This is a genomic window from Prosthecobacter sp. (assembly GCF_044236155.1).
Taxonomy (GTDB): domain Bacteria; phylum Verrucomicrobiota; class Verrucomicrobiia; order Verrucomicrobiales; family Verrucomicrobiaceae; genus Prosthecobacter.
Genome location: NZ_JBIIHA010000030.1, coordinates 31297 through 58053, shown reverse-complemented (window position 1 = coordinate 58053; position 26757 = coordinate 31297). Strand labels below are relative to the sequence as shown.

The window sequence follows — 26757 nt, the reverse complement described above, 5'->3', positions numbered from 1 at the left end:
TATTTAGGAATCTATGGCTCTTATAACACGGGCCAGCTTGGGCACCGCCAACTGATAGCTTGGATGTAATTCCATTCTTCTCGCTACACCAGTTGCTCTATCTGTACAATTTTAAAACACGCCCTAACTTTTAACTTTTAACTTTTAACCCCATCACTCACCAGGAGCTCAAGTCGTCGTGCAACTGGTCCATCTCCCTCGAGAACTCCGCACGTTCCGGCATGTCGGGTGAACCGTAAGGCACGATCTCGACCACGTTCTTGCGCAGCGCCGTGATGCCACTGCCGCCATCCGGGTTCTGGATGCACTTCCACGCGCAATCGGCAAAGCGTGCGGCGAGGATGCAGTCCTGCGGTGTGGTGTGGCCGCCGCGTTGCAGGTGGCCAAGCACGGATGGGCGCACTTCGAGGTCGGGGAAGGGAGCTCCAGGGCGTTGGAAATACTGCTGGAAGGCATCCATGAGCACATAGGCGCGGTTGCGCTTCTGCGGCGGGTCAAATTTCACTCCCTCGGCGACAAGCACGATGGCGTGGCCGCGACCACGGGTCATCGCGCCCTCGATCTTCGCGGCGAGGCGTTTCATGGCCTCCTCGTTCAGTGGTCCGGGCTCCGGCGTGATGATCATCTCTGCGCCTGAGGCCAGGCCGGCCATGCGCGCGAGGTCGCCGCTCTCACGGCCCATCGTTTCCAGCACCATGACGCGGCGATGGCTGCGGGCGGTGTCGATGAAATGATCCACGGCCCAAACGAGCGTGTGAACGGCCGTGTCCACGCCCAGCGCCATGTCAGTGAACTGCAGGTCGTTGTCGATCGTGGCCGGAATGCCGATCACGCGCAGGTCGCTCTCGTCGGCGAGCAGTTTCGCGCCGGTGAGCGAGCCGTCGCCGCCCACAACGACGAGCGCGCGCACGTTCAGGCCCTTGAGCAGCTTGATCACCTTCGCGCGCACTTCCTTCTCATGAAATTCGAGGCAGCGTGCGGAGCCGAGGATGGTGCCGCCTTTGCCCATGATTCCGCTCACGCTCGCATGGTCCATCTGGATGATGTGGAGCTGCTCGGAGATCAATCCCGCGCGGCCGGTGTGGCTCGCGATGTCCTTTTTCAAACGAACGAGCGCCTCCGCGTCTCCATTGATGGCCCGGGCGGTGCGCACGAGGCCGCGGTAGCCGTCACGGATGCCAAGCACGGCGATCTTTTCACGGTTCAGGCCGAGGCGCACGATGGCGCGGAGAAAGGCGTTCATTCCGGGCGCGTCGCCGCCGCTGAAGAGCACGGCCACGGATTGTTCGGGATAGGCTGGGATCATGGTGGTTGGGGGGCTTGCCATAGCGAGCCGCCGCGGTGGCGCAACAATGACGAAATCCGAATGAGGAATGACGAAGGGGCTGCGTCTCCGGGCATTCCTCATTCTGGTTTCCTCATTCTTCTCCTCTTGCCAGCCATTACCCCCGTGTTAAGGCCCCTTGTGCCCCCCGCCGTCGCCACCACGCTGTTTCCGCTCATTGCCGCTTTGCTGTATGCGTTCGGGGCGCTGGTGTTGAAGCGCTCCAGTGATCTCGGCGTCGGACTCTGGCGCACCACGTTTGTGGCCAACCTCATCGTCGCGGGGCTCTTTTCTCTGCTCTGGCTGCTCGGCGGTCCGCCGGTGGAAAAGGAACTGCTCTGGCAGCCCGGCGTGATCGCCCTGTGCCTCTTCGTCGGTCAGTTGACGCAGTTCCTCGCGCTGGAAAAAGGCGATGTGTCCGTCGCCGTTCCCGTGTTCGGCCTCAAGGTCATCTTGGTGGCCTTTTTCACGCCCATTCTCATCGGCGAGGCCGTGGGTGTGAAGCTCTGGGTCGCCGCCGTGCTCAGCGTGCTGGGCATCACCTTTCTGAACCGCAAGGATGCCGGCAAACCGCCGCAGCATCTGCTGATCACCTTCATCGCCGGCGGAACAGGCTCGGTGTGTTTCGCGGTGTTTGATGTGCTTGTGCAAAAATGGGGGCCGCACTGGGGTGTGGGCCGCCTGCTGCCCTGCATTTTCTGGATCAACGCCCTGCTGTCCTTCGGACTTGTCTTTCGTTTCTCAGCGCCGCTCAGCAAGGTGCCCGCCAAGGCCTGGCCCTGGCTGCTTGGCGGTTCCGCATTGCTCGGCATCCAGAGCATTACGTTCGTCAGCACGCTCGCCGTCTTTGGCAAGGCCACGAACGCGAACATCGTCTATGCCTCGCGCGGACTGCTCAGTGTCGCGCTGGTGTGGATGGTCGGGCACTGGTTCCACAACACCGAGCAGCATCTCGCCCCCGCCGTCATGCGCTGGCGCCTGGCAGGCGCGCTCATGATGATGAGCGCGATCGTGCTGGTGGTGGTGTGAAGCCTCCACGGCAAGCCGCCTGTGCCACCGCACGTTTAGAAGGCATGAAACCGCTCTTATGCCTCCTCGCCTGTGTTTCTCTCGTGCCTGCGGCTGGGGTGGAGCCTCAGCCATTTCTCTCCGCTACGCAGCGCCTCATCGATGCGACGAGTTTTCTCGGGACGCCGTTCAGCGACGATGAAATCATCACCTTGAGGACGGCCATCTCGCAAAACGACGCCGCAGCAGTTGAGAAGGCCCAGGCGGTTCTGGATGCGCATGCGTTGTTTCATGTCACGATCACGCCGGAGCAGCGGGTGAAGGTCGAGCGCGGTGCCGCCAAGCCCGTGCTCGATGAAGCGGGCTGGCGTCAGTATCTCGTGCGCGTCGATAACGAAGCCGGTGTCACCGCGAGGCTCGCGGTGAGCAGTCCGCAGGCGAAGGAGATGTATGTGAAAGGCTCGCCGCCCGTCGCGCCGCATGCGAAGCCGAAAGATCCCGGTGAACCAGCGATCTCGGCACGCTGGCTCGATTTGCAGATGTTCGAGCAGCCGCCGATGCAGCCGACTTTGAGCGGTCTGAACCTCGAATACCGCATCATCCAGCTCTACAGCCGCGACGCCGGCAAACGCGATGCCACCTTCAGCTTCGACACCGGCCAGGGCACGCAGGATCTCGGCTTTCGCAATGAAACGAGCGTGCTTTTTGATTGCCAGCCGGCGCGTGAGGTGAAACTGGCCATCACCGATGAAAATGGCAAGCCGTGCATCGCGGAGCTGCTCATCAAGGACAAGGCCGGGCGCGTGTATCCGAGCCAGATCAAGCGCCATGCGCCAGATTTCTTCTTCCACCCGCAAATTTATCGTGGAGACGGCGAATCGCTCAAACTGCCCGATGGCGAGTATGACGTGGTTTTTCGTCGTGGACCTGAATCGCTTCCGGAGACGCGAAAAGTCGTCATTTCAGGCCAGAACACCTCCTCGAGCTTCCAAGTGAAGCGCTGGATCGATCCGTCGAAACTCGGTTGGTGGAGCGGTGATCATCACATCCATGCGGCGGGCTGTGCGCACTACTCCGTGCCATCGCAGGGCGTGCATGCGCCGGACATGGCGCGGCATTGCATGGGCGAAGACCTCAAAATCGGCGCGAATCTGACGTGGGGCCCGTGCTTCGATTATCAGAAGCAGTTCTTCACCGGCACCGAGGACAAGGAATCGCGCTATCCGTTTTTGCTGCGCTACGATGTGGAGGTCAGTGGCTTTGGCTCGCACAAGAGCGGCCATCTTTGCCTGCTGAAACTGAAGGAGCAGATGTATCCCGGCGGCGACTCGACCGCACACTGGCCCACGCTTTGCCTGAACACGCTGAAGTGGGCGAAGAAGCAGGGCGCGCTCACCGGCCCCGCGCACAGCGGCTGGGGCCTGCAGCCGCTCGCCGAAAACGACCCCGCTCGCGGCCAGCAATACAAACTCGGCATGCAAAGCGCCACCGACGAGCTGCCGAACTACATCATCCCGCCCTTCAATGGCATCGGCGCGTGCGAATACATCGTCGATGTCACGCACATGGTCGAAGGACCGGACGGCAAACCCGTGCCTGCCGTCGATTTCCTCTCAATGGTCGATACGCCGCACACCTGGGAGCTGAACATCTGGTATCACACGCTCAATGCCGGCTTCCGCACCCGCATCAGCGGTGAGACCGACTTCCCCTGCATCTACGGCGAGCGCGTCGGCCTCGGCCGCGCCTACGTGAAGCTCGACGACAAGCTCACCTACGACGCCTGGTGCGAAGGCATCCGCGCCGGTCGCGCCTACGTGAGCGATGGCAAGAGCCACCTCATCGACTTCAAGGCGAACGACGTCGAACTCGGCGTGAACGGCAGCGAATTGAAGCTCGCCAAGCCCGCAACGGTCAAAGTCACCGTCAAAGCCGCTGCGCTGCTCGATGCGCAGCCGCATCCAGAAATCAAAAACGCCCCCGCCGGTCAAAAGCCCTTCTGGGACCTCGAACGCGCGCGAATCGGCACTTCACGCGAGGTGCCTGTCGAACTCCTCGTCAACGGTGTCTCCGTTCAAAAGCAAACCATCGCCGCCGACGGTGAGATGCGCGATCTCACCTTCGACGTGCCGATCGAAAAGAGCTGCTGGCTCGCCCTCCGCATCCGCGCCAGCTCCCACACCAATCCCATCTTCGTCCTCGTGAACGACAAGCCCATCCGCGAAAAACAAAGCCTCGAATGGTGCCTGCAAAGCGTCGATCAATGCTGGTCTCAGAAAGAAAAGCTCATCGACGCCAAAGAGCACGAAGATGCCGTCGCAGCGTATGAGCACGCTCGGAAGGTCTATCGCGAGCGGTTGGCGGAGTGAAGTATTTGACCATCAACTGTAGGAGCATTGTCCAAATTCCAAGTGGACAGGTTTAATAGTTGGTGGCGTCTCGGATGTAAGCAGATGCGGCCCGTATGTTGCAAATCCAAGGTCGCCAACGCCGAGCCCCCATAGAAAGAGTTCAATGCCGACTGTTGTTGGTCGGAAGAACCGAAAGTGTGTTAGCGGCTGGTCACGAATTTTTGGATTGGGATTGATGACGGAAGCGCCTTCTTCTACGAGTCCTTTCTGCTGTAAGCCAATAAAGGCATGCTCTGAAATTTGTTTGGGGTCCTCATGTGCCGTGAACTCCATCGCTTCATTGTATTCAGCAGCGTTGATCAACACGGTGGCCCCATGTCCACGACGAACCCAATCCAAGATTTGTGCTACGGTGTCTTCGCTAAAAGTGAGGATCGAGCTGTAAAGAAGATAGTGTGTCCTGATCTGATAGGAGGAAAGCGATGTAACGAGAGCGCAATGGGCGACAGCTCTATCGTCGCGCGACACAGGGCTCTTCCCCGAGGCTAGAACGCCACCAAGATACTGAGCCCCCAATTCATCTTCGCAGAAATATCCTTCCATCAATATGTCCTTCAGAAGTCGTGGTGCCACCTGCCCTTCAGCTTTTCCGAGTGCTTTGATTCGATCTGCGGCGATCGAGAAAATCCTTTTGAGGTTTTTAACCCCAGCTTCCGAGTAAGAGGCCAATTCACCGCCGATATATTTCGCGGATGGTCCACAGACATCATAAAGCAGCTTGGAACCCAGAGCGGCAGCAACTCCGGTTGAGGTAATGAGTTCATCAGACATGGTGAAAAGTGAGTGCCACAAAAATTGCGAACCGAAAGCCCCGTGGTGGTCAAATTGATCCCGGAGGGATCAAAGAGGGTAGCCAGGGGCAAGTCTGCGTAGCAGACGCCGCCCCTGGAATACCAAAACAGTCAGTCCCCCAAGGCCGCATGCCGGAGGTATGCGAGAGGTGTTCGCGAATCCGGCGTGAACGAGGAGCGGGTGAACGCCTCTTGCATCCCTTCAGGATGCGGCCTTGGGAAGGGGCGGTATTGTTCGTGGTTCCAGGGGTGGCGCTCGCTTCGCGATCTTACCCCTGGCTACCCTCTTTGATCCCTTCGGGATCGGGGTTGGGCACATTGTTCACGCTTCAGCGTGTCTGAACTACCTATACTGACACGCTGAAGCGTGAACAACGTACGACCTGCGGACGCTACTCCTCCTGCACGATCACAAACGTCCTCGCGCTCAAACCGCTCGCTTCATCGCGCAGTTCGATTTCGTGGCGGCCAGGTTTGAGGATGGCGAAGGTGTGGGTGTCTTCGGTGCGGAGTTCGAGAGTTTTGCAGCTCCAGCGTGGCTGGGTTGATCCCGTGGCTTGCAGTAACAGGCGGTTGCCGTTGTTGCGGATGTCGGGATCGAGGATGACGACGGTGCCGGGAATGGGATTGGTGATGCGCAGCGTCGGACGCGCATCGGTTTCGGCGGTGGTGACGAGATCGCCGAGCCAGTTGGCGCTGCTTTGCACCCAGTCGGCGTATTCTCGCGGCAGGATGGCGCGGCCACGGGCGTCGTAGTCGCTCGCCTGAGCCACGGGCGGAAAGTTGTCGTCGGCGAAGAGTTCCTCGCGGCTCACACGCGCGGGCGGCGTCAGTGGCGTGAGGCGTTTGCCGGTGCGCGGGTCGATGCGCACGTGTTTGATGGCCGCAGGACGCGCAAACCACGAGGCAGGATGTTTTTCGTGCAGGTGAAGCATCACATCTCGGAAGATCGGACCTGCGCCGGTGACGCCGCTGACGTCTTGCATCGGCGTGTTGTCGAAATTGCCGACCCAGACACCGACGGTGAACTCGGGCGTGTAACCGAGCGTCCAGTTGTCGCGAAAGGTGGAGCTGGTGCCGGTTTTGACGGCGCACTTGAACGGCAGACGCAGCACGGAGTGACTGCCGAACTCCATCTCGCGCGCCTGGTTGTCGCTGAGGATGTCGGCGATGAGCCAGGATTCGTTTTCGCCGAGCAGGCGGCGTTCTTCGCTCGTGGGAGCATCGGCACGCAGCGTCCACGGCTTGAACCGACCAAGTCGAGCGAGGCAGGCGTAGGCGTTGGCGAGTTCGATCAAACGCACGGAGGCGTTGCCAATCGTGAGGCCGAGGCCGTAGTGCGAGGCGTCTTCGTTCAGCGTGGTTAACTCGAGTTCGCGCAGGCGTGGCAGCAGCGTTTCCGCGCCGCCGATGGAGTCGAGCACGCGCACGGCGGAGATGTTGAGCGAATTGCCGAGAGCGTGGCGAAACGTCATCGGTCCGTAGCTGCGCAGGGAGTAGTTTTCCGGCTTGTAGGTGCCGCTGGTGGTGGCGAACTCGATGGGAAGATCCGCGACGATGCTCGCAGGAGTCGCGCCGCGCTCGAAGGCGATCAAATACGTGAAGGGCTTCATCGCTGAGCCAGGCGAATGCGGTGCCCACGCGCCGTTGAGCTGGCCGCCGTTCTTCGCGAAGAAGTCGCGAGAGCCAGCCAGCGCGAGCACGGCACCCGTGGCGTTTTCAATCACCACAACGGCTCCATGGGTGACGTGGCGGCCCTTCAGCGCCTCCAACCGCTGTGCGACGATGGTTTCGACCTGCTGCTGCAACGCGATGTCGATCGTGGTGCGAATGATGGGTGCGGTGGAATCGCCGCGCAGCATCTCAATCGCGTGCGGGGCCTCAAAACCGCCGCTGAAGCGCTGCAGCACGATGTTTTGACTCACAGCGACACGATGCTGCTCGTCATCGAGCCAGCCGAGTTCGCGCATCTTGTCGAGAATGCGGCGCTGGCGCGGCAGAACGGCCTCCAGCTTGCGAAACGGGTTCAATCGCACGGGAGACTGCGGCACGGCGGCGAGCAGCGCGCATTCGGCAGGCGTGAGATCGTTCAGCGGCTTGTGGAAGTAACCGGAAGCGGCCGTGGCCGCGCCGTTCATGAGATTGCCGAAGGAAATGCGGTTCGCGTATGCGGCGAACACCTCCTCGCGGTCCCACGACATCGCGAGACGACGTGCTTGCAGCGCTTCGATGACTTTGACCCCGAGTGTGCGCCCGCTGGAGCGTGGCGCGGTGTTTTTGATGAGCTGCTGGTGAATTGTCGATGCGCCGGAGACGATGCGTCCGCTGCGTGCATTGTCCCAGGCCGCGCGGCCGATGGCGATCAAATCGACACCGCCGTGGGAGAAGAAGCGTTTGTCCTCGGCGGCGAGGAAGGCATGAACGAGCGTGGCCGGAATCTCAGCGAACTTCACCGGCGGGGCGGAGCGCGTGCCGTCTTCGTTTAGCAAATGCCGCAGCGGTGTGCCATCGCGTGCGAGGTAGAGCGTGGAGGCTGGCGTAGGTTTCGATAGTGCGTCCGGCAGCGGCACGAGCCAGGGCGCGCCCCACCAGCCGGCTGCCGCAAGAACGAGCAGGGTGATGAGGGTGGCTTTCCAGCGGCGGCGCATGGGGAAAGGAACGCGAGGGCAGGATGAAATCCAGCGCGGTGTTCTTGACCGTGGGCGTCAGCAGCGGAGCATGCGCGGCGCATGAACCCGCCACCAACCATCGCCTGCCTCGGTCCCGAGGGCAGTTTTTCGCATCTGATCACGCAGATGCGCTTTCCCGGCGTGGCGGTGAGCCTGCGGGACAACGTGGGCGATGTGTTTGACTTCCTCGCCTCGAATCCGGACGCGCTGGGCATCGTGCCGATCGAAAATTCATCCGGCGGGTTCATCATCGACACGGTGGATCGCCTGGTGGATGCGCGTTGCACGCTGCACATCATCGAGGAGCTGACGCTGGACGTGAAACTGGCGCTGCTGGGCCGGGAAGGGGATAAAATCGTGTCCATCCACTCGCATGCGATGCCGTTCTACCATGGCGATGACTGGCTGAAGGCGAATTACCCGGATGTGAAGCGCGTGGTGGAGCCGAGCACGGCCAAGGCGGCGGAAAAAGCGGCGGCGACACCCGGCGCGGCGGCGATTGGCCCGCGACAGAATGCACAGCGGCATGCATTGCAGATTCTACATTTTCCCATCGCGGGCGAGGTGCCGAACATCACGCAGTTTTATCTGATCGGGCATGCGGCGAACACGCCGTCGCTCGAACACAATCGCACCGGGCTCATTGTCGAGCTTCCGGACCGTCCGGGCAGCCTGTGCCGCTTCCTGACACCACTCAGCGAGAACGACATCAACATGAAGCGTCTCGAATCGCGCCCGATTCGCGGCCAGCCGAACAAATACCGCTTCTACATCGAGATCGAAGGCTCCGAGGCCGATCCACGGGTGCAGAAGGCACTTGATCAAACACGGGCGGATGGTGCGATGATCCGCAGTGTGGGGTCGTATTCGGCGGAGCGGAGGTTTGAGTCGTGAATCCTTCCATGAAAAACATCCTCACCTGTCTGTTGGCCTTGTCGGTCAGCCTCCATGCCGTCGAAACCATCTCCAAACGTGCGAGCGAGATCGATCCGCGTGCCAAGGAGCATCCAGAAATCGACTTTGTGTTCACGGACAAGAAGGGCAAGCCGCAGGACATGCAGAACGCGAGTGTGGACACGAAGGTGAAAGCGCAGGGCAAGCTGGTGATCTGGCTGATGGGTCACAACGCGGGACTGTTCGAGCGTCTGAACAGCTACGGGCTGCATGCGATCCAGGTGCATTACGCGAACAAGTGGTTCGGCATCATTCCGGCAGCACGACGCGATGATGGCAAGACTTTGGGCGACATCCGCCTCGAAGCGTCCATCGGCGAGGATCGCAGTGATCTGGTGAGCATCCCGCAGCCGGACAGCATCATGGAGCGCTCGTTTCAATTCGTGAAATGGCTGTCCAAGGAGCATCCCGAGGGCAAGTGGAAGCAGTTCATCAGCGCGGATGGCAAAGGCCTGGACTGGAACAAGGTGATCCTCTCCGGTGCCTCTCACGGCGCGACGACGTCGGCGCGATTTGCGAAGCATCAGAAGGTGGACCGCGTGGTCTGCTTCTGTGGGCCGCGGGACAATTACGAAAGCTGGCAGTCACTGCCGTCGGCGACGCCGGGGAATCGCATCTTTGGCTTCAGCCACGTGCTGGACGGCGGCTGGACGGGCGATCATTACTGCCGCTCGTGGGAGATGATGGGACTGCATGAGTTCGGGCCGATTGTGAATGTGGACAAGGTCGTGCCGCCGTTTGAAAACAGCCGTCGACTCATCACGGACGCGGATGTGAAAGGCGATGACAAACGCGCTCATAGCTCCGTGACGCCCGGAGGAGCTGCGGTTAAGGACAAGGACGGTAAATTCATCCACGAGGCGGTGTGGAAGTATCTTTTTAACCATCCCGTCGATCAAACCGGCACTCCGACCCCGCCGGACGCGGATTGCGAGAAGGATCAGAAGAAGTGATCCGTTTCCTCCGCCCTCAATCACACCTCCAACCCGAATACTCATGTTCCTCTCGATTCGTTTCCTCTCTGCCGCCGCCGTGCTCAGCCTCGGTGCTGTTTTGAATGCCGCCGACAATCCCTTCGTGGGTCGCTGGGCGCTGACGATCCCTGGCGGAGGTGCGGGATGGCTCGGTGTCGAGTCGAAGGATGGTGCGCTGAGTTCCAGCGTGCTGTGGGGTGGCGGCAGCGTGGTGCCGACGGCCGCGACAAAGCTTGATGGCGATACCTTGATCGTGACACGTGAGCAGAAGAACAAGGAAGGCAAAGTCACCACGGAAACGATCACCGCAAAGATCGACGGCGATGTTTTGAAGCTCACGACCTCCAAAAAGAACGCCGAGGGCAAGGCGGTCGGCCAGCCGGCGGAGTTCACCGGCAAACGCATCGCGGATCTGCCGCCCGCGCCTGATCTCTCCAAAGTGAAGTTCGGCGCGCAGATCCAGCTCATGAATGGCAAGGACCTGACCGGCTGGCGCCTGCTGAAGGAGGGCGCTGACAATGGCTGGAGCGTCGTCGATGGCGTGCTGCAAAACCGCGTCACCAAGGAAAAGGGCAAGCACTTCGGCAATCTGCGCACGGACGCGGAGTTCGAGGACTTCAATCTGAAGACGGAAGTGCGCACGCAGGAGGGCAGCAACAGCGGCATCTACCTGCGCGGCATTTACGAGGTGCAGATCATGGAGAGCTTTGGCAAACCGCTCGACTCCCACCACATGGGCGCGCTGTATAGCCGCATCACGCCGAGCGTGAACGCGGAAAAGCCGATCGGCGAATGGCAGACGCTGGACATCACGCTGGTGGATCGCCACCTCACGGTGATCCTGAATGGCAAGACGATCATCGACAACCAGCCCGTGCTCGGCTGCACCGGCGGCGCGATGACGAGCGATGAGTTCAAGCCCGGCCCGATTTATCTCCAAGGCGACCACACAAACGTGGACTACCGCAACATGCTGCTGCGTCCGGTGGTGAAGTGATCGCCGCCCGGTTTACACAGCCGCCAGACGCTCCATCACGCACTTGATGGCCTTCTGGCGGTTGTCCACGGCCAGCTTCTTGAAGATGTGCTCAAGATGATGGTTCACGGTTCTGGAAGCGATGGCCATCTGCTCGGCGATCTCCGGAGCCGTCTTTCCTTCACAAACCCAGTGCATCACCTCGGCCTCGCGCTCGGTGAGGCCCAGCGACTGCAGGCGGTCGATGGACGTTTTGGCCGATTCCTCCCGGATCAGCAGAAAAAAGCGCTCATCCTTCTGCCTCGCGAGCGACATCACCACACGACGCTCGCCCTGGCAGAGTTCCAAAGGGGCGACGCCCAAGCCTTTTTCAGCCGCCAGCCGTTCGAGCCACTCTCTTACCGGCGGTGGGAGGATGTAGTGCGAGCCGCCCGGGGCTCGTTCGAGTGACTTGCCAAAAAACCAGTGCGCGGGTTTTTCGCCTTCGAGGATGGCGCCCTCCTCCGTGGCGATGATGAGTTCGCATGCCATCGCAGGCAGATGGGTCTCGTCCGTGGCCGGAACCGCCACTTGGGTGGTTTTGCCGACGATGGTGCTGTGGTGCGGCGGATTCTGGCTGCTGTTATGAAAAACGATGCGGTGGTTGGCGATACGAATTTCATCGCCGTCACGCAGGCGGCGGGCGCTGGTGAGCCGGATGCCGTTGACCAGGATGCCGTTGCGGCTGCCGAGGTCGTTCAGCCACCAGTCGTCGTTGTGATTCATCAGCAAGGCGTGGCGGCGGGAAACCTGCACGTTGTTGATTTGCAGGTCATTATCAGACCGGCGACCGATCACACAGGGGCCGGAAAGCCGCAACGAACCGCTTCCCCATTTCAAACATGCCTGGCCGGCTTCAGCCCTGGTTGACGCTGACATGGAAGGATTTAGCGCGGGATGCCGAAATTCGCAACGACTGCAAAAAAGTTAGCCAATATGGGAAGGTCTGCCCATAGCGCGTTTTTCGGTTCAGGGCCATGGATGTCACGTTTTCCCTTTGCAGGCCATGAAATCATCCGTTTCCGCCCCGGTTCAGCCGCTTTCATCGAGAGCCTGCGCGCTGCTTGGCGAGGAGCCGCAGAGACGTTCATGCATATCGGGAATCCGCGGCTCTCAGCGGCCGTTTTGCATGCTCTGCGTTCATTGCCCGAAGTGCGCGGAGAACCCGCACGCCGTCACCTGCGAGCTGTGCGCTGCCTGTCAGATGTGCGCCATGTATCGGAACGGGGAATGAGCTGGGCGGCGGGAACGTGGGGCGGATGCCATCACGCGCCGCGCTGCTTCTTCATCACCCGATACACCAGCCACGCGGCGATGTTGATCACCGCCATCGCTGCGAGCAACTGGGCAAAGGTGGACGCCAGGCTGCCTTTGCCCAAACCGCTGCCCACGAGGCTAAAGGCCACGTTCAGCGGCAGATAACCCAGCGCCGTGCCGAGCAGGAAGCGCGAATGCCGCACTGGCGTCATGCCGAGCAGCACATTCAGCACGAGACCCGGCACCATGAGCTGCCGCACCCAGAACACACGCATGATCGAGGGCTTCTTCAGCAACTTCTTCAACCACGGCCACTTCTCCGCGCGTGACTCCGCTGCGCGGCGGAATCCATGCCGCGACAAAACGAACGCCCCATACGAGCCGCACGTCGAGCCGATCAGCGACAGTACCAAGCCCTCGCCAAATCCGAAAATCAGGCCCGCTGCGGCACACATCGGCAGTCGCGGCACGCCGAGCATCACCACCACGGCACAAGCCGCGACGAAGATACCATGCGCCATCCAGCCAAACTCGCGCACGAGGCCTTTCCACGTCTGCACATTCGTGATCCAGGCCTTCAGCGGTGTGAAATGCGCCAGCGCCATGAACGCGGCCACCAGCAGCACCGCGAGCAGCACCTGCCGTGTCTCTTTGTTCAGGGCACGCGACGTCTCCTGCTCCACTTCCGTGGCAATCGTGACATCGAGCTCCTCCGGCTCCTGCGTGGGATCGTCAGGCATCGGCTGTTATTGCAGCTTCCACAGCTTCGCGTCGCTGCGCACAAAGATCGCGCCGTCGGAGATCGCCGGAGTCGTCAAAACGGTCTCCTTCAGCTCGATCTCCTGTGTCACTTTGCCCTCGGGGGCATCAGGGTCGATGGATTGGAAGATGCCGCGCTCGTTCACGATGTAGATGCGCTTGCCAGCCGCCACCGGTGAACCACTGAACGGCCCTTTCAAACGCAGCTTCCACGCCTCATCGCCATTCTTCGCGCTCGCCTTGATCAGCACTCCGGCACCGTTCACGACATAAAGGTGATCACCGAGCACTAGCGGACTTGCCGTGCCGGGGTTCAGCTTCTCGTTGCGCCAAAGCTGCGTCACCGCGCCCTTCTCCGGCGACAGCGCCGTGATGCCCTTCGACACCGCATAGAGCAAATCGCCATGCACCACGCTCGATGGGATCGTGCTGGCGCCATCTTCGTAATTCCACACCGTTTTGCCGGTCGCAGGATCGACGCCGAGGATGCCCTTGCTGGATTGCAGCGCCGCCACGCCTTTCCAAAGCGTCGCGCTGGTCCAGTTCGCCGCCTTCGGGCGCTCCAGTTTCCATTTGTTGCGCCCGGTGGCCACATCGAGGCCTGCTGCGAAGGACTCACTGTCATTTTCGCTCTGCACCACCAGCGTGCCGTCGATCACCACCGGCGACTGCGACATGCCGAGGCTGTTGCTCGCGTTCGGATAATCAAACGTCAGCCCGCGCAGCCAAAGCAGGTTGCCATCGAGGTCGAAGGCGAACAGGTCGTTCGACGAAAACAGCGCAAACACGCGGTCGCCATCGCTGCAGGGCGTGTTCGCGGCCACGCAGGTCTTGCTGTGCGACATCGTGCGGCCGGTGGCGCGCATCGCACGCTCCCAGCGCTTCGATCCATCCTTCGCATTGAAGCAAAACACATGCAGCGTCTCCTGGCCGGGGCCGCTGGAGCAGGTCACAAAGACTTTGTCGCCCACCACAATCGGTGCCGACAGCCCGCGCCCCGGCAGATCGGCCGTCCACGCGATCTTCAGCTCCTCTGCAGGCGCTTTCGCCTCCGTGGAGACCGCCGCCGCATTCGGGCCGCGGAATTGAAGCCAGTCCGCCTTTACCAAGCCCGCTGCCAGGCACATCGAAACACACATCGAGATCGTTTTCATAGTCGTCATTCAGTTGATGGATCATTTCGCCGCCACGATCGCTGTCCCCGTCGCATCGCACACGCGAAGCTGGAACTCCCACTCCGTGGTCCACTGCTCTGTCTGCTCGTTCTGGCAGCACTTCACCAGGATCGTGTTCTTCCCCTTCTTGAGCTGACACGGCAGCTTGTATTGATCCAGCTTCGCGCCGCGGTGGTATTCGTCACGGGCAAAGAGCAGCTCGCCGTTCAGCCATACCTTCCAGCCGTTCTTGCAGCCGATGCGGATCTCTGCCGTGCGATCCTCCGTGCTGAGAAAATCCGTCGCCGCGTAGCCAACGACGCTCTTCTCCATGCCGAAGGGCTTGTTGAAGTCGATCTTGCCGTACTCATCCTTGCTCGTGAAATCGACCCACTTCGCCGCCTTGCCCTTGCCTTCGTAGCTCGCATCAAACTTCAGCTCCTTTTCCGGCGGATAAACGGTGTCGAAACCGCCGCGATCCGCGTTGCTGAACGGCGCGATCATCTTCCAGCTCATCAGGAAGCCGAAATGAGACGGCAAATCCACGGTTTGTCCCAGATCACGCAGCTTCTTGGCCAGCGCCTTGATCTGATCCTCGTCGCGAGCGCCGCCGAGACCCTTCTGATAAGCCACGATCGCAGCCTCCTTGTCCTTCTTCTCCAGGGCCGCATCACCGGCCTCGATCAGCTTCGCCACCGGATGCCGCCGCAGATCGCTGCTCACGTCATTCAGCAGCGTCGGCGTCAAATCCTCCGCCAGCTTCGCGTTCCCACGCTGGATCAGGTCAAACGCCACCACGCGGGCACCGGGGCTGTTCTGCGTGTCCTTCAAAAAGGCCACCAGCGCGTCAACCGGCATCTTCTTCGCCTTCAGCGCCTCATCAGCGATCACACCCACCGCCGCACGCAGCCAGTTCTCCGCCAGCGGGTTGGCTCCGTTCATGCCCTTGAGCACCTCCGGCAGGTTTGCTGCATCCGCCTTCACGATTTGCTGCCACGCCTTGCCTGCTGCCTCGTTGCCCTCGCCTTCCTTTTGGACGCTTCGCAGCGCCTCGATCGGTTTCGACAAATCCTCCGCCGCGAGCAGCGGCAGACTGGCGACGGCAAACAAAAGGGCGGGAGTCAGTTTCATGGAAGAACGGCGGATGCTTTCACAAAGAACGCCGCACGCCAAGCACCAGTTTCGGCTCAAAGTAAAGAGCTTGGACATTCCATGGCCAACAACATGCCATGTGAGCATGCTTTGTGGGAAGTTGACGGTGTTACCGCTCTCGCCGTATTGGAGCCGTATGCCTACTACCTCTGAAAAAGCAGCCAGTTTGTTCGCATACCTACGTGAATTGGCAAAACTCCGGCTTTCGACAGTGCGCGACTGTCGCGACTATGAGGAAGTTCTTTGGTTTCACGAAGTCCCTGAAGAACCGCAGTGTGCAAGCATCGCGCGATCCAACGAACCGGACGACAGCGAACCGTGGCTGAAAATCGAGCGCGTCGACGAGCCATCGTGCCCGGAGCCTCCGCAGATTTGTGCTTCCTGGATCGACTCATCTGCACTGCGCGACAGTTCGGCGGCACCGCGCCTGCGAGAAGAAATCGCCAGGCCGAACGCAAATCCCGATGAGCCACCCGTGCTTCACTCGCTGCGCGATCATCCAAACGTAAAGCGCGAGTGGGACGCATATGTCCCCGAGGAGTGGGAGCCGTGGGCACCGAAGCACCGGCGCTGGCGAACGATTCAGCGTGTCTACGACAAGCTGTTTTCGATGCACCAGATGCTCAAGAAGAGCGGTGAGACCTTTGAGGTGGTTCTGGGTGTCGGCCTGCTAAACTGGCAGATGGAGCGCGGAAGCAGGGTTTTTCGACACCTCCTAGTCGGTCAAGCCAGTCTGCAATTCGACCCGCATCGCGGAGTGTTAAGTGTCGGACCGGGAAGCGACGGAATCCGCCTTTCACTTGAGCAGGATATGTTGGAAGCGGACGAGCGCCCGCTGAATGAGCTTCAAGAAGCCTGCAAACGGGAGGTCGAATCTGTTACTGAAATGCCGTGGCCGTCGACTGCTGTTGAGTTACCACTCCAATCGTACGCTCACGCGCTGAATCGTCGCGGCAGCTACGACTGCTCGCTTGAAAGCCCAACAACTTTGCCGCCGGTGCCTGTGGTCACGTTCGCGCCGGCAATCATTCTGCGTAAACGCACTGCACGGAGCCTCGTCAAACTGCTCGATGACATCGCCCGCCAAATCGCAGCAGGCGGTGATGTCCCATTTGGGGTCCGCCGGTTGTGCGAGATCATCGACGAAAGCGGAGGCAATGGTGGCGAGGGCACAGGCACCGAAGCAAAGACCTCCATCGGCCAAGCCGACGACGAAGTATATTTTCCGCTGCCTGCGAACGATGAGCAGTTTCGGATCGTTCGGCGCTTGGCCGGAGGCCAGGGCGTGTTGGTGCAGGGACCGCCAGGCACAGGCAAAAGCCACACTATTGCGAATCTCATCTGCCACTTGCTGGCAACTGGCCAGCGCGTGCTCGTGACGAGCCAGACACCGCGCGCGCTCAAGGTGCTCGAAGCAAAGGTTCCAACCGAACTCTCGGCTCTTTGCGTCAGCGTTCTAGGCAATGACGCAGGAGCACTCAAGAACCTGCAAAACTCGGTCCACGGAATAACTGATCAACAGCAAACGTGGTTGCCGGAGCAGAACCGCCAGATGATTCAGCTCCTTGCTCGACAGCTTACTGAGAACAGGAAAAGTGTCGCGGTGTTGGAAAACTCAATCCGCCAACATCGTGAAGCGGAGACTTGGCAACATCGCGTTGCATGGGGGGCCTACACCGGCACCGCGTCGGAAATCGCGCAGGGTGTTACGGAGGCAGCCTCACGTTATGATTGGCTGAGTGACGCGATCCGAGAGGAAACACCATTGCCATTTTCTGCCCCTGATTTCGCTGCCTTGCTCGAAGCCTGGCGTCGTCTTTCGCCAGGGAGGCGCGCCGAACTGAAGAGGCCGATTCCGCCAGCCGATAGAGTTCCCGACGTGTCAGCTTTTCTCGGTGCTGTGGACCAAGAACGCGAAGCTCGTGCAGCTGTTGATTCACTCTCCGGGCGTGAAGATTCACCACGTTGTCGGAAGCTACAAGCGGCGGGCGCGAGCGCGACAAGCGCACTCGTTGCCGCAGTGCAGGCGCTTCAGAAGTCCATCTCCGCACTTGAACAATTTCGGATGCCATGGATGCAACAGGCTTTCACCGGAGTCCTCACCGGACACGAGCGAATGTGGCAGGACCTGTTCCAACTCACAACGAACTCGCTGGATGGTTTGCTCGACCGAGCAAGGCAGGCACATAGCCGCGAGGTTGCTCTACCAGACGGCAGCCACCCCAAAGCTGTTTTAGCCGATGCTCGTGACCTGCAGGATTATCTTGTGAAGAATAACAATGAGCTTGGAATTCAGTGGTGGCTGTTTGGTTATAGCTCGGATGTAGTTCGCCGCACGGCATACATCGCTGAAAGCGTGCGTGTGAATGGTCGCCACGCGAAGCGCGCAGAAGTAGTTGGTGAATTGATCGAACATCTTGAGACACAATTGCGTGTTGATGAACTGCGGTTGAATTGGGTCGATGTGCATGAGGTTGCGAGTGGGACCATTGTTCGGCAGGTGAATGAACTTCAAACAATGCGCGATGCACTCGGGGCTGTGCTCGGAATGCGGGACAAATTGGCCGCAGCACGGAGCGCGATTGCTGCGGTATCCGGCCTGATTGAGCCAGCTTGGGACCAACCAATGGAGTTGGATGCACTACTCGCCGATTGTGAAGCGGGTTTTGCGCGGCAACGCCTTGGTGAGGCCACTGCGAAGCTCACGGCCTATAACCAAGCTCTCGAATCGTTTGCCGTGCGCCCGCGGTCGCACCCGGTCGCCGGCAGACTTTCCACGAGCGTGGCCGCCCGCGACCTGCACGCTTACGCTAAGGCGCACGAAGAATGGTCGGCGTTGACTATAGACGCTGAATTGCTCGCGACATTGGAGCAACGCCATGCTGCACTCACCGCTATAGCGCCATTGTTAGCGCGTTTGCTTGCTGAATCATATGCGAATGAGCACTGGGATTCACGTCTCGCAGATGTGGAGGCTGCCTGGCAGTGGGCGCGAGCACGAACCTGGCTCCAGGAGTTTCTCAGTCGGGGCGATCCTATTGTGTTGGAAGAAGAGTTGGCGCGTTTACAAAAGCAACAGCGCGAAACGATGGCCAAGCTCGCGGCAGCAAAGGCATGGGGTCACTGCTTCCTCCGACTTACGGAAAGGCAGAATCAGCATCTGCGTGCTTGGACGCAGGCCATCCGCCGCATTGGTCGCGGCACAGGCAAGCGAGCCGAGCGGCATCGCAGGGATGCACAACAACACCTCGATGCTTGCCGAGAAGCCGTCCCTGCTTGGGTCATGCCGTTTCATCGCATTGCGGAAACTGTTACGGCCTCTGCTGGGGCGTTCGACGTGATTATCATCGACGAAGCAAGTCAGAGTGGCCCGGAAACCTTAGCGTTACTTTATCTCGGGAAACAGATCGTGGTTGTGGGTGACGACGAACAAATCAGCCCCGAAGGTGTAGGTGTGTCTCGTGACGCCGTGGACACGCTGGCCGACCAGTTTCTGGTGGACATTCCCCATCGGGACGCGTTGGGCATCACTTCGAGTCTCTTTCACCAAGCGGCGATTCGTTTCAGCGGGCGAGTTGTCTTGCGAGAGCACTTCCGTTGCATGCCTGAGATCATTCGGTTTTCGAGTGATCTCTGCTATCGCGGCCAACTCGAGCCGCTGCGGCAATACCCGCCGCAACGGCTTGAACCAATTGTCGTTCGCCACATAGCAGATGGATACCGCGAGGGAACCTCCCAGAGCGCACGAAACCCCGTCGAAGCCGAGGCGCTTGTCGAAGCAATCTGTCAGTGCTGCCGAAATCCAGCCTACGCCGACAAAACGATTGGGGTCATTTCGTTGCAGGGCGAGACCCAAGCAAAGCTCATCAATTCGCTTCTTCTAAAGAGACTCACACCTGAGGAGATCGAAGATCGTGAAATCGTATGCGGTGATGCTTACGCATTCCAAGGTGATGAACGTGACATCATATTCCTCAGTATGGTCGCCGCAACAAACGAGCGATTTCAGGCCCTAACAACGGATGCCGCACGTCAGCGGTTCAACGTCGCCGCCAGCCGCGCTCGTGATCAAGTCTGGTTGTTTCATTCAGTGACCCTGAATGACATGAATCCGGCAGATATGCGTTACAAGCTGCTCGCATACTATTCCGATCCGCGCCAAACCCCCGCTGGTGGTCCGGATTGGGAGCAATGCGAAAGCCAGTTTGAACGAAGCGTCGGTCTTCGCATCCATGAACGAGGCTATCGGATTATTCCGCAGTTTGAGCCATTCGGTCCCAACAGCTATCGAATAGACTTCGTTAACGAAGGCAATCGTTCCCGCCTTGCGGTCGAATGCGATGGGCCTCATCACGATGAACCTGAACGAATCACCCAGGACATGGTTCGTCAGCGTCAGCTTGAACGTTGCGGTTGGACGTTCTGGCGGTTGGCCGCATCCGCTTTCTACGCAAATCCCGATGCAGCGCTGGAGTCTTTGTGGCGCAAGCTCTTTCAGATGGACATACATCCGATGCATGGGAGTACGAGGCCTCAAGAGAGCACTGCTGAACAACAAACGACACCGACGCCAACCAAGGCCGCGGTCGCTTCTGCCTATCAAAAGCCAGAGATCAGACACATTCAGGCCGAGTTACTGCCCTCCGAGCAAACCGACCTGTTCAATCAGCCTCAGCCAGCGGATGCTCCCATGCGGCCAATGGCGGGGGCCAACCCAGACGCACTGGACCGCGTATTGTCAGAACTGAACGGCAAGAAGGGCGCATTGCTTCCCCCTGAGTTGCGGAGAGTGGTGATGACGGCAATTCCGATGCGCGAGAAGGTGGCGATAAAAGATGTGGTTAGAACTGTTATGCGAGCACTCTGCATCGAGGGGAGAGGACACGAAATTGCCATTCATGATGCCTTGGAGAAGCTTGTTGAAAGCGGAGAGCTGATAGACAGCCTCACTCAAGTCTGGCGTAAGCCTCCCAATTGAATCTTTTCAGCAAGAAAAGTCACTCGAAGGATCATCACCGCGCCGGTCGTTCCCGTGCGATCATGCGCTTCCTCGTCGCCCTCCTTTCGTCATTCGCCATTTTGCATTCGTCATTTTCGGCGCAGCCGAATGTCATTCTTTTCCTCGCCGACGACCTCGGCTACGGCGATCTCGGCTGCTTTGGCCACCCGATCATCAAATCGCCCAATCTCGACGCCTTCGCGAAGCAGGGCGTCAGGCTCACGCAATGCTACTCCGGCAGCGCCGTGTGCAGTCCTTCGCGTTCAGCCCTGCTCACCGGCCGCACCCCGCATCGCAATGGAGTTTACACCTGGATCGCCGAAGGCGCGGAGGTGCATCTGCGCACCAGCGAGATCACATTGCCCTCTCTATTAAACAAAGCCGGCTACACCACCTGCCACAGCGGCAAATGGCATCTCAACGGCCTCTTCAACAACCCCGCCCAGCCACAACCGGGCGACCACGGCTACGACTGGTGGATGGCCACGCAAAACAACGCTGGCCCCTCCCACGAGAACCCCAGCAACTTCGTTCGCAACGGTCAGCCCGTCGGCCAGATGCAGGGCTACTCCGCGCCGCTCGTCGTCACCGAGGCCATCACCTGGCTCAAAGAGAAGCGCGTTGCCTCCAAGCCCTTCTTCCTCGCCGTTTGGACCCACGAGCCGCATTATCCCATCAAATCCGATCCCAAATTCAAAGCGCTCTATCCCGACCTCACCGATGACATCCAGCGTGAGCACCACGCCAACGTCACGCAGATGGACCACGCCTTCGGCATGCTCATGAAGGAGCTCGACGCGCAGAGACTCGCAGACAACACCTTCATTTTCTTCACTTCCGACAACGGCCCCGAGGGCGACGGCATCAAATCACCCGGCCGTGGCAGCAGCGGAGGCCTGCGTGGCCGCAAACGCGACATGCACGAAGGTGGCATCCGCGTCCCCGGCCTCGCCCGCTGGCCGGGACACATCCCCGCCGCCTCCGTGTGCGACTTGCCCGTCATCGGCAGCGACTTTTTCCCCACCGCGCTCGGCCTCACCGGCGTCACACCGCCCAAAGACCGCGTCCTCGACGGCGTGGACATGCTCCCCGCCCTCACCGGCACTGCCACGAAGCTCGAACGGTCCCAACCGCTCTTCTGGCGACTCCACATGGCCCCGAACGCCAAGATCGCCATGCGCGTCGATGACTGGAAGATCCTCGCCAACGCCGAACTGACCGACTTTGAGCTCTACAACCTCAAGGACGATCCCAAAGAGACCACCGACCTCAAAGACAAGGAAACCGAACGCTTCGCCGCCCTCAAAGCCCGGCTCATCGAGCACAATGCCGCCATCGACGCCGAAGGCCCCGACTGGTGGCAGCGCCTCAGCCCCAACGGCGGCGGCGACCCGAAGAAAGCCGGGAAGAAGAAAAAGAAGAAGACCGACGAATGAGTTCTTCCATCACGCTTGTCGCTTCGCCGACCGCCCGATTAGTCTGCACTCATGCGCTTCCACTTTGGCCCAATCCCTGAGACGCCTGACTTCGTGCCCGAACCACCATGGCGCGCCATGAAGGAACCGACGCCGTGGCTCATGCAATTGCTGGCCGTACCGGTCGCGGTGCTTTCAGGTGTGTTGATTGGGGCGCTTTGGTTTTGGCTCACTCCGTTGAAGGAATTAAGCCGTGCCCCGCTCTTCGGCTTGTGGTTTCTAACAGCCTTCGTCTGGCTCATTCCTGTGCATGAGGCCGTTCATGCGCTCGTTCATCCGGGGCGTGGCCTGTCAGACCGCACCTGCATCGGCCTGTGGCTCTCACGCGGATTGTTCTACGCGCACTGCCATGGCCCGATGAGCCGGAACCGCTTCATCGCCATCCTGATCGCACCGTTTGTCGTTCTTAGCGTTATGCCGTTGATCGGGTGCGCCATCGTCGGCATTACGCACCCGCTGCCAGTTACTGGCTCCATCGTGAATGCATTTTTGGCCTGCGGCGATCTGCTCGGCGTGCTGCTCATCGTCTCGCAGATCCCCCGCGAAGCCACGATCCAGAATCAATCATGGCGCACCTACTGGCACACGAAGTCAGATCACTTCGCCGCCAAGTCGTAACAGAAGATCTGATCCTGGGCACGAATGAGCAGCTTCTTGTCGTGAATGCTCGGATGCGGCCAGCTTGGGCCTTTCACGTTCGGCAGCTTGAAGGTGCCGCCGAGTTTGTAGCCCGAAGGCGAAGCCTCGATGAGGCCCATCGTACCATCCTGCCAGCGGAAGTACAACTCGCCTTCAGCGCTGATCACCGCCGCGCTTTCGCGGCCGGGGCGCTCGCTCTGCTCCCACACGATTTTGCCGGTCTTCCACTCGAGACAGACCGGGATGCCGTTGTTGTGGCCGCTGCCGGCATAAATGTGGTCGCCGAGCCGAACCATGCCGCCGTGGTGGTTTTGGAAGGTGCCCGCCTTGAGGAAATACTTCTCCTCCGCGGCCACACCATCGCCGTCTTTCTTCAACTGAAGCAAAGCCGCGCCCGTGCCGTAGCCGGATGACGTGAACACATAATCATCCCACACCAGCGGCGTGGGGATGTTCGCCGTTCCGTTCGCCACGGCGTTGTAAGTCCAAAGCGTTTTGCCATCGCTGGCACGCACGCTGACGAGTCCGCGTCCCACAAGCGTGATATACTGCTTCACACCGCCGCCGTTCGAGATCACTACGCCGGTGTAACCCGCGCCATCCTTGCCACGCGTGCCCACATCGGCCGGGAGCGACGACTTCCACTTCACCTCGCCCGTTTTCTTGTCCATCGCGGCCACGATGCTCTCATTGCCGCCTGGCACGCCGATGACGAGATCGCCATCGACCAGCGGTGACTCGCTGAAGCCCCAGCCGCTCATGATCAGGCCGCCGAGATCAGCCGTGTAGCTCTTCCGCCAGATGAGTTCACCACTTTTCGCATCGCAGCAGGCCAGGATGCCGTCCTTGCTCACTGCATAGAGCCGCTCGCCATCAAAAGTGGGCGCGCCGTTTGGCTGATCGCGCTTGTCACAGATCACCGTGCTCCAGGCTTCTTGCTGCGTCTTCAAGTCGAAGGCCGTTATCGACACGCCCTCCTTGCGGTTGCCCACCACGAACACGCGGTCGTTGCCCACCGTCACGGAACCCATACCGCCACCCGCGCCTTTGATCTCCCACAACAGCTTCGGACCGTCGGCAGGCCAGGATTTCATCAATCCGGTCTCGTTGGAGATGCCATCGCGGTTTGGACCGCGAAACTGATGCCAGCCGTTCGCCACGGCGATGGTTTGAGCGGAAGCGAGCGAACTCGTCGCCAGAAGCGACCCGATGAGAAAGCGCGAGAGATGCATGCGAGTGGCAAACGCCCGCCAACGGACGCTTTTTCCCACGCAGGCATGAAATCGCCTGCAAACTCGACAGGCGACGAATCAGGGCCACTATGCGCGCCCCAAATTCCCGCATGCTCTCCGTCTCCAACGTCAGCAAAACCTACGCCGGCCGCACTTTGTTCAGCCAGGTGTCTTTTCACATCAATCGTGGTGAGAAAATCGGCCTCATCGGACCGAACGGCGCGGGCAAATCGACCTTGTTTTCGCTGCTGTTGCGAGATGCGGAGCCGGATGAAGGAAAAGTGATGATGGAACGCGGCATCACCTTCGGCTTCCTGCCGCAGGAGAGTGCTCCAATTGACGACGTGACCGTTTTGGAGCTCGCCACAGGTCATCTTGATGAAAACCATCGCTGGGAAGTCGAGCCAAAGGCCAAACGCATCCTCAGCGGCCTGGCGTTTCGCGAATCGGACTTCGAGCGTAATGCCCGCACTCTCAGCGGCGGCTGGGTGATGCGTGCGCATCTGGCGCGTCTGCTCGTGCAGGAGCCGGATCTGCTGCTGCTCGACGAACCGACGAACCACCTCGACCTCGAATCGCTCATCTGGTTCCAGGATTACCTGCTCGGCTATCCAGGGGCCATTTTGATGATCTCGCATGACCGCGAATTCTTGAACACGCTCTGCGACAGCATCCTTGAGGTCGCGCACAGCAAAATCACGCGCTACACCGGCAACTACGACGACTACCTGCGGGAAAAAGCCGCGCGCATGGAGCAGATGCAGGGTGCCTACGACAACCAGCAGCGCGAACTGGCCAAGATGCAGGCCTGGGTGGATAAATTCAAAGCGAAGGCCAACTTCGCCTCCCGTGCCCAGGACAAAGCGAAGATGATCGACCGCATCGAAAAGATCGAAGCGCCCGTAGCCGACGCCAAAACGGTCAAATTCCGCTTCCCTCAGCCGCCGCGCAGCGGCCAGCGTGTCATTCGCATGAAGGACGTGGACTTCGCCTATGGCAACACGCCGGTGTATCACGGCCTCGACCTCGAAATCGAGCGCGGCCAGCGCACCGTGCTCGTCGGTCCGAACGGAGCGGGCAAATCCACGCTGCTGAAGCTTCTCGCCGGTGCGCTCACGCAGCAGGCCGGCACGCGCGAGCTCGGTCACAACGTCAAACTCGGCTACTTCGCCCAGTATCGCGGCGATGTGCTCAACATGCGCCATACCGTGCTGCAGTCCGCCATGGACCTGCCGAGTCGTCCCGGTGAAAACCTTTGCCGCACTCTGCTCGGCTCTTTCTTGTTTCATGGCGACGATGTCTTCAAACCCGTCGGTGTGCTCAGCGGTGGTGAAAAAAGCCGACTCGTGCTCGTGCGCCTGCTGCTCGATCCGCCGAACTTCCTCCTCATGGACGAGCCGACGACGCACCTCGACATGGGCAGCATCGACGCCCTCATCAACGCGCTCGATCAATATGAAGGCACGCTCGTCTTCATCAGCCACGACGTGCACTTCATCCGAAAGATGGCGAAAAACGTCCTGCACGTCAGCGCCGGCGTCATCACGCCCTACGCGGGCGATTACCAATACTACCTCGACAAAACCAAGGCCGGCAGCGCCCGCGAAGCCCTCACCGCCACCCTGCACAACGCCCAGCCCGTTTCGTACACCGCCCCCGCCGTCCGCGAGCCGCCGAAGTCGAAGGAACAGAAGCGTCTCGAAGCCGAAGCCCGCAACGCCCGCAGCAAAGCCAAAAAAGACGCGGAGCAACGCGTCGCCAAGATCGAAGCCGAACTCGCCACTCTCGACAAACGCAAACACGAGATCGTCGAACTCCTCCAAGACGAAGCCACCTACGCCGACGCCGTCAAATTTCGCGACCTCAGCGCCGAACTCGAAGCCATCGAGCCGAAGATCGCAAAAATGACCACCGAGTGGGAAAAAGCGGCCGAAGAAGTAGAGAAACTGGCGGCGACCTAGCCCACCGTGCAGATCGTCACGCCCTGCTTCAGCGATGCAAGCTTGTCGGGGCGCTTCGGGATGAACTCCTGGCCGAGGTAGCCGGTGTAGCCGGTTTGCTGGATCGCTTTGATGATGGCGGGATAGTTCAGCTCCTGCGTCTCGTCGATCTCGGCACGTCCGGGCACGCCGCCGGTGTGGTAGTGAGCGAAGGATTCGTGTTCACGTTTGATGGTGGCGATGACATCGCCTTCCATGATCTGCATGTGGTAGATGTCGTAGAGCAGCTTGAAGTGCGGCGAGCCGAGCTTCTTCACGAGCGACACGCCCCAGGCGCTCTTGTCGCACATGTAGTCGGGGTGGTTCACCTTGCTGTTGAGCAACTCCATGACCAGCGTGACGCCGAGCTTCTCACACTGCGGAAGCAGGCGCTGGAGACCTTTGGCGCAGTTTTCGAGACCCTGCTCGTCGCTCATGCCCTCGCGATTGCCGCTGAAGCAGATGACCTGCTTGAAGCCGGCCTCGGCGCTGGTCTTCAAAAGCGGCTCGTAGGCCTGCACGAGCAGGTCGTGATGTTCGATGCGGTTCCAGCCCTTCGGAATCGGGCCGATCTTCACGCCGCCAGGGCCTTCGATGGTGGGAAAGCTCACCATGGCGCAGTGCAGGCCATGCTTCTTCACCGTGGCGAAGTCCTTCGGATCAAGCAACTCGACCGATTCGAGGCCGATCTCCTTCGCGGCGAGGCAGAAGTCCTCCAGCGGGAGCTCCTTGTAGCACCACTTGCAGGCGGAGTGCCTCACCTTGCCTCCACCCGCGGCCTTGTCGGCGGCTTCGATCTGCGTTTGCAGCATCGCGGCGATGGCGCTGACACTGGCGAGGGTTCCAAACTGACGACGGGAGAGATTTTGCGGAGTCATGCGTGGAGCCTACACGGATGGTGTGCAGGATTCCAAGCAGAGAATCGTGGGAGATGCGCACAACGACAGACAGGAGTGTCTGTCGTC

General features: G+C 60.2%; 18 protein-coding genes. 9 read left to right on the top strand and 9 right to left on the bottom strand.

The annotated features are described in order from the left end of the window. Positions 1–157: 157 nt before the first annotated feature. Positions 158–1306 (bottom strand): 6-phosphofructokinase, encoded by a 1149-nt coding sequence (locus ACILSE_RS19850; protein ID WP_395719176.1) that lies wholly within the window; start codon positions 1304–1306, stop codon positions 158–160. Between the two features lie 159 nt (positions 1307–1465). On the opposite strand from ACILSE_RS19850, the gene ACILSE_RS19845 reads away from it, so the two are divergent. Both ACILSE_RS19845 and ACILSE_RS19840 read left to right on the top strand, forming a co-directional pair. Beyond that, entirely contained in the window at positions 1466–2353 is an 888-nt protein-coding gene (locus ACILSE_RS19845) for an EamA family transporter (RefSeq protein WP_395719175.1), read from the top strand. A 44-nt stretch (positions 2354–2397) separates the two neighbouring features. Further along, complete coding sequence (locus tag ACILSE_RS19840; protein WP_395719174.1) at positions 2398–4701, top strand: CehA/McbA family metallohydrolase; 2304 nt, start codon at positions 2398–2400, stop codon at positions 4699–4701. A 12-nt stretch (positions 4702–4713) separates the two neighbouring features. Here the strand turns inward: ACILSE_RS19840 and ACILSE_RS19835 are convergent, their stop codons facing one another. Together ACILSE_RS19835 and pbpC are read right to left on the bottom strand one after the other, a co-directional pair. Next, a complete protein-coding gene (locus ACILSE_RS19835; protein WP_395719173.1) occupies positions 4714–5514 on the bottom strand; it encodes a hypothetical protein in 801 nt (266 codons plus the stop codon). A gap of 412 nt (positions 5515–5926) precedes the next feature. Beyond that, a complete protein-coding gene (pbpC, locus tag ACILSE_RS19830) occupies positions 5927–8182 on the bottom strand; it encodes a penicillin-binding protein 1C (protein ID WP_395719172.1) in 2256 nt (751 codons plus the stop codon). Positions 8183–8263: 81 nt separating this feature from the next. Between pbpC and ACILSE_RS19825 the strand changes: the two genes are divergently transcribed. The 3 genes from ACILSE_RS19825 to ACILSE_RS19815 are packed head-to-tail and all read left to right on the top strand — an operon-like array spanning position 8264 to position 11128. Further along, positions 8264–9097 (top strand): prephenate dehydratase, encoded by an 834-nt coding sequence (locus ACILSE_RS19825; RefSeq protein WP_395719171.1) that lies wholly within the window; start codon positions 8264–8266, stop codon positions 9095–9097. Positions 9098–9105: 8 nt separating this feature from the next. After that, positions 9106–10110: a BPSS1187 family protein gene (locus ACILSE_RS19820; protein WP_395719170.1), complete on the top strand. Its 1005-nt coding sequence runs from the start codon at positions 9106–9108 to the stop codon at positions 10108–10110. Between the two features lie 43 nt (positions 10111–10153). Continuing rightward, on the top strand, positions 10154–11128 hold the full coding sequence (locus ACILSE_RS19815; protein ID WP_395719169.1) for a DUF1080 domain-containing protein: 975 nt from the start codon (positions 10154–10156) through the stop codon (positions 11126–11128). 12 nt (positions 11129–11140) lie between these two features. Here the strand turns inward: ACILSE_RS19815 and ACILSE_RS19810 are convergent, their stop codons facing one another. The 4 genes from ACILSE_RS19810 to ACILSE_RS19795 form a co-directional block, all read right to left on the bottom strand. Then, on the bottom strand, positions 11141–12025 hold the full coding sequence (locus ACILSE_RS19810) for an FHA domain-containing protein (protein WP_395719168.1): 885 nt from the start codon (positions 12023–12025) through the stop codon (positions 11141–11143). A gap of 386 nt (positions 12026–12411) precedes the next feature. Further along, positions 12412–13143 carry a TVP38/TMEM64 family protein gene (locus ACILSE_RS19805; RefSeq protein WP_395719167.1) on the bottom strand — a complete coding sequence of 244 codons (732 nt, stop codon included), beginning with the start codon at positions 13141–13143 and terminating at the stop codon, positions 12412–12414. 6 nt (positions 13144–13149) lie between these two features. Further along, entirely contained in the window at positions 13150–14316 is a 1167-nt protein-coding gene (locus ACILSE_RS19800; protein WP_395719166.1) for a PQQ-binding-like beta-propeller repeat protein, read from the bottom strand. A gap of 21 nt (positions 14317–14337) precedes the next feature. Then, positions 14338–15447, bottom strand: a complete 1110-nt coding sequence (locus tag ACILSE_RS19795; RefSeq protein WP_395719165.1) for a hypothetical protein — start codon at positions 15445–15447, stop codon at positions 14338–14340. Positions 15448–15604: 157 nt separating this feature from the next. On the opposite strand from ACILSE_RS19795, the gene ACILSE_RS19790 reads away from it, so the two are divergent. The 3 genes from ACILSE_RS19790 to ACILSE_RS19780 all read left to right on the top strand — a co-directional run bounded on the left by ACILSE_RS19790 (position 15605) and on the right by ACILSE_RS19780 (position 22560). After that, complete coding sequence (locus tag ACILSE_RS19790) at positions 15605–20446, top strand: AAA domain-containing protein (protein WP_395719164.1); 4842 nt, start codon at positions 15605–15607, stop codon at positions 20444–20446. A 62-nt stretch (positions 20447–20508) separates the two neighbouring features. Beyond that, positions 20509–21903, top strand: coding sequence for a sulfatase (locus ACILSE_RS19785; protein ID WP_395719163.1), 1395 nt, complete (start codon positions 20509–20511; stop codon positions 21901–21903). Between the two features lie 51 nt (positions 21904–21954). Further along, the gene (locus ACILSE_RS19780; RefSeq protein WP_395719162.1) at positions 21955–22560 is read left to right on the top strand and encodes a DUF3267 domain-containing protein; all 606 of its coding nucleotides are present in this window, start codon (positions 21955–21957) and stop codon (positions 22558–22560) included. Here the strand turns inward: ACILSE_RS19780 and ACILSE_RS19775 are convergent. After that, positions 22539–23813, bottom strand: coding sequence for a PQQ-binding-like beta-propeller repeat protein (locus ACILSE_RS19775; RefSeq protein ID WP_395719161.1), 1275 nt, complete (start codon positions 23811–23813; stop codon positions 22539–22541). The genes ACILSE_RS19780 and ACILSE_RS19775 overlap by 22 nt on opposite strands. Before the next feature lie 110 nt (positions 23814–23923). On the opposite strand from ACILSE_RS19775, the gene ACILSE_RS19770 reads away from it, so the two are divergent. Further along, positions 23924–25774 carry an ABC-F family ATP-binding cassette domain-containing protein gene (locus tag ACILSE_RS19770; RefSeq protein ID WP_395719160.1) on the top strand — a complete coding sequence of 617 codons (1851 nt, stop codon included), beginning with the start codon at positions 23924–23926 and terminating at the stop codon, positions 25772–25774. Here ACILSE_RS19770 and ACILSE_RS19765 read toward each other — a convergent pair. Continuing rightward, positions 25771–26670 (bottom strand): hydroxypyruvate isomerase family protein, encoded by a 900-nt coding sequence (locus tag ACILSE_RS19765; RefSeq protein WP_395719159.1) that lies wholly within the window; start codon positions 26668–26670, stop codon positions 25771–25773. The genes ACILSE_RS19770 and ACILSE_RS19765 overlap by 4 nt on opposite strands. Between the last annotated feature and the right edge of the window lie 87 nt (positions 26671–26757).

Excerpts from the sequence above, each read along its gene's own strand:
- ACILSE_RS19785 (WP_395719163.1), top strand. The coding sequence starts at position 20,509 with ATGCGCTTCCTCGTCGCCCTCCTTTCGTCATTCGCCATTTTGCATTCG.
- ACILSE_RS19780 (WP_395719162.1), top strand. The coding sequence starts at position 21,955 with ATGCGCTTCCACTTTGGCCCAATCCCTGAGACGCCTGACTTCGTGCCC.
- ACILSE_RS19850 (WP_395719176.1), bottom strand. The coding sequence starts at position 1,306 with ATGATCCCAGCCTATCCCGAACAATCCGTGGCCGTGCTCTTCAGCGGC.
- ACILSE_RS19835 (WP_395719173.1), bottom strand. The coding sequence starts at position 5,514 with ATGTCTGATGAACTCATTACCTCAACCGGAGTTGCTGCCGCTCTGGGT.
- ACILSE_RS19840 (WP_395719174.1), top strand. The coding sequence starts at position 2,398 with ATGAAACCGCTCTTATGCCTCCTCGCCTGTGTTTCTCTCGTGCCTGCG.
- ACILSE_RS19820 (WP_395719170.1), top strand. The coding sequence starts at position 9,106 with ATGAAAAACATCCTCACCTGTCTGTTGGCCTTGTCGGTCAGCCTCCAT.
- ACILSE_RS19800 (WP_395719166.1), bottom strand. The coding sequence starts at position 14,316 with ATGAAAACGATCTCGATGTGTGTTTCGATGTGCCTGGCAGCGGGCTTG.
- ACILSE_RS19770 (WP_395719160.1), top strand. The coding sequence starts at position 23,924 with ATGCTCTCCGTCTCCAACGTCAGCAAAACCTACGCCGGCCGCACTTTG.
- ACILSE_RS19825 (WP_395719171.1), top strand. The coding sequence starts at position 8,264 with ATGAACCCGCCACCAACCATCGCCTGCCTCGGTCCCGAGGGCAGTTTT.
- ACILSE_RS19815 (WP_395719169.1), top strand. The coding sequence starts at position 10,154 with ATGTTCCTCTCGATTCGTTTCCTCTCTGCCGCCGCCGTGCTCAGCCTC.
- ACILSE_RS19810 (WP_395719168.1), bottom strand. The coding sequence starts at position 12,025 with ATGTCAGCGTCAACCAGGGCTGAAGCCGGCCAGGCATGTTTGAAATGG.
- ACILSE_RS19775 (WP_395719161.1), bottom strand. The coding sequence starts at position 23,813 with ATGCATCTCTCGCGCTTTCTCATCGGGTCGCTTCTGGCGACGAGTTCG.
- pbpC (WP_395719172.1), bottom strand. The coding sequence starts at position 8,182 with ATGCGCCGCCGCTGGAAAGCCACCCTCATCACCCTGCTCGTTCTTGCG.
- ACILSE_RS19795 (WP_395719165.1), bottom strand. The coding sequence starts at position 15,447 with ATGAAACTGACTCCCGCCCTTTTGTTTGCCGTCGCCAGTCTGCCGCTG.
- ACILSE_RS19790 (WP_395719164.1), top strand. The coding sequence starts at position 15,605 with ATGCCTACTACCTCTGAAAAAGCAGCCAGTTTGTTCGCATACCTACGT.
- ACILSE_RS19805 (WP_395719167.1), bottom strand. The coding sequence starts at position 13,143 with ATGCCTGACGATCCCACGCAGGAGCCGGAGGAGCTCGATGTCACGATT.
- ACILSE_RS19765 (WP_395719159.1), bottom strand. The coding sequence starts at position 26,670 with ATGACTCCGCAAAATCTCTCCCGTCGTCAGTTTGGAACCCTCGCCAGT.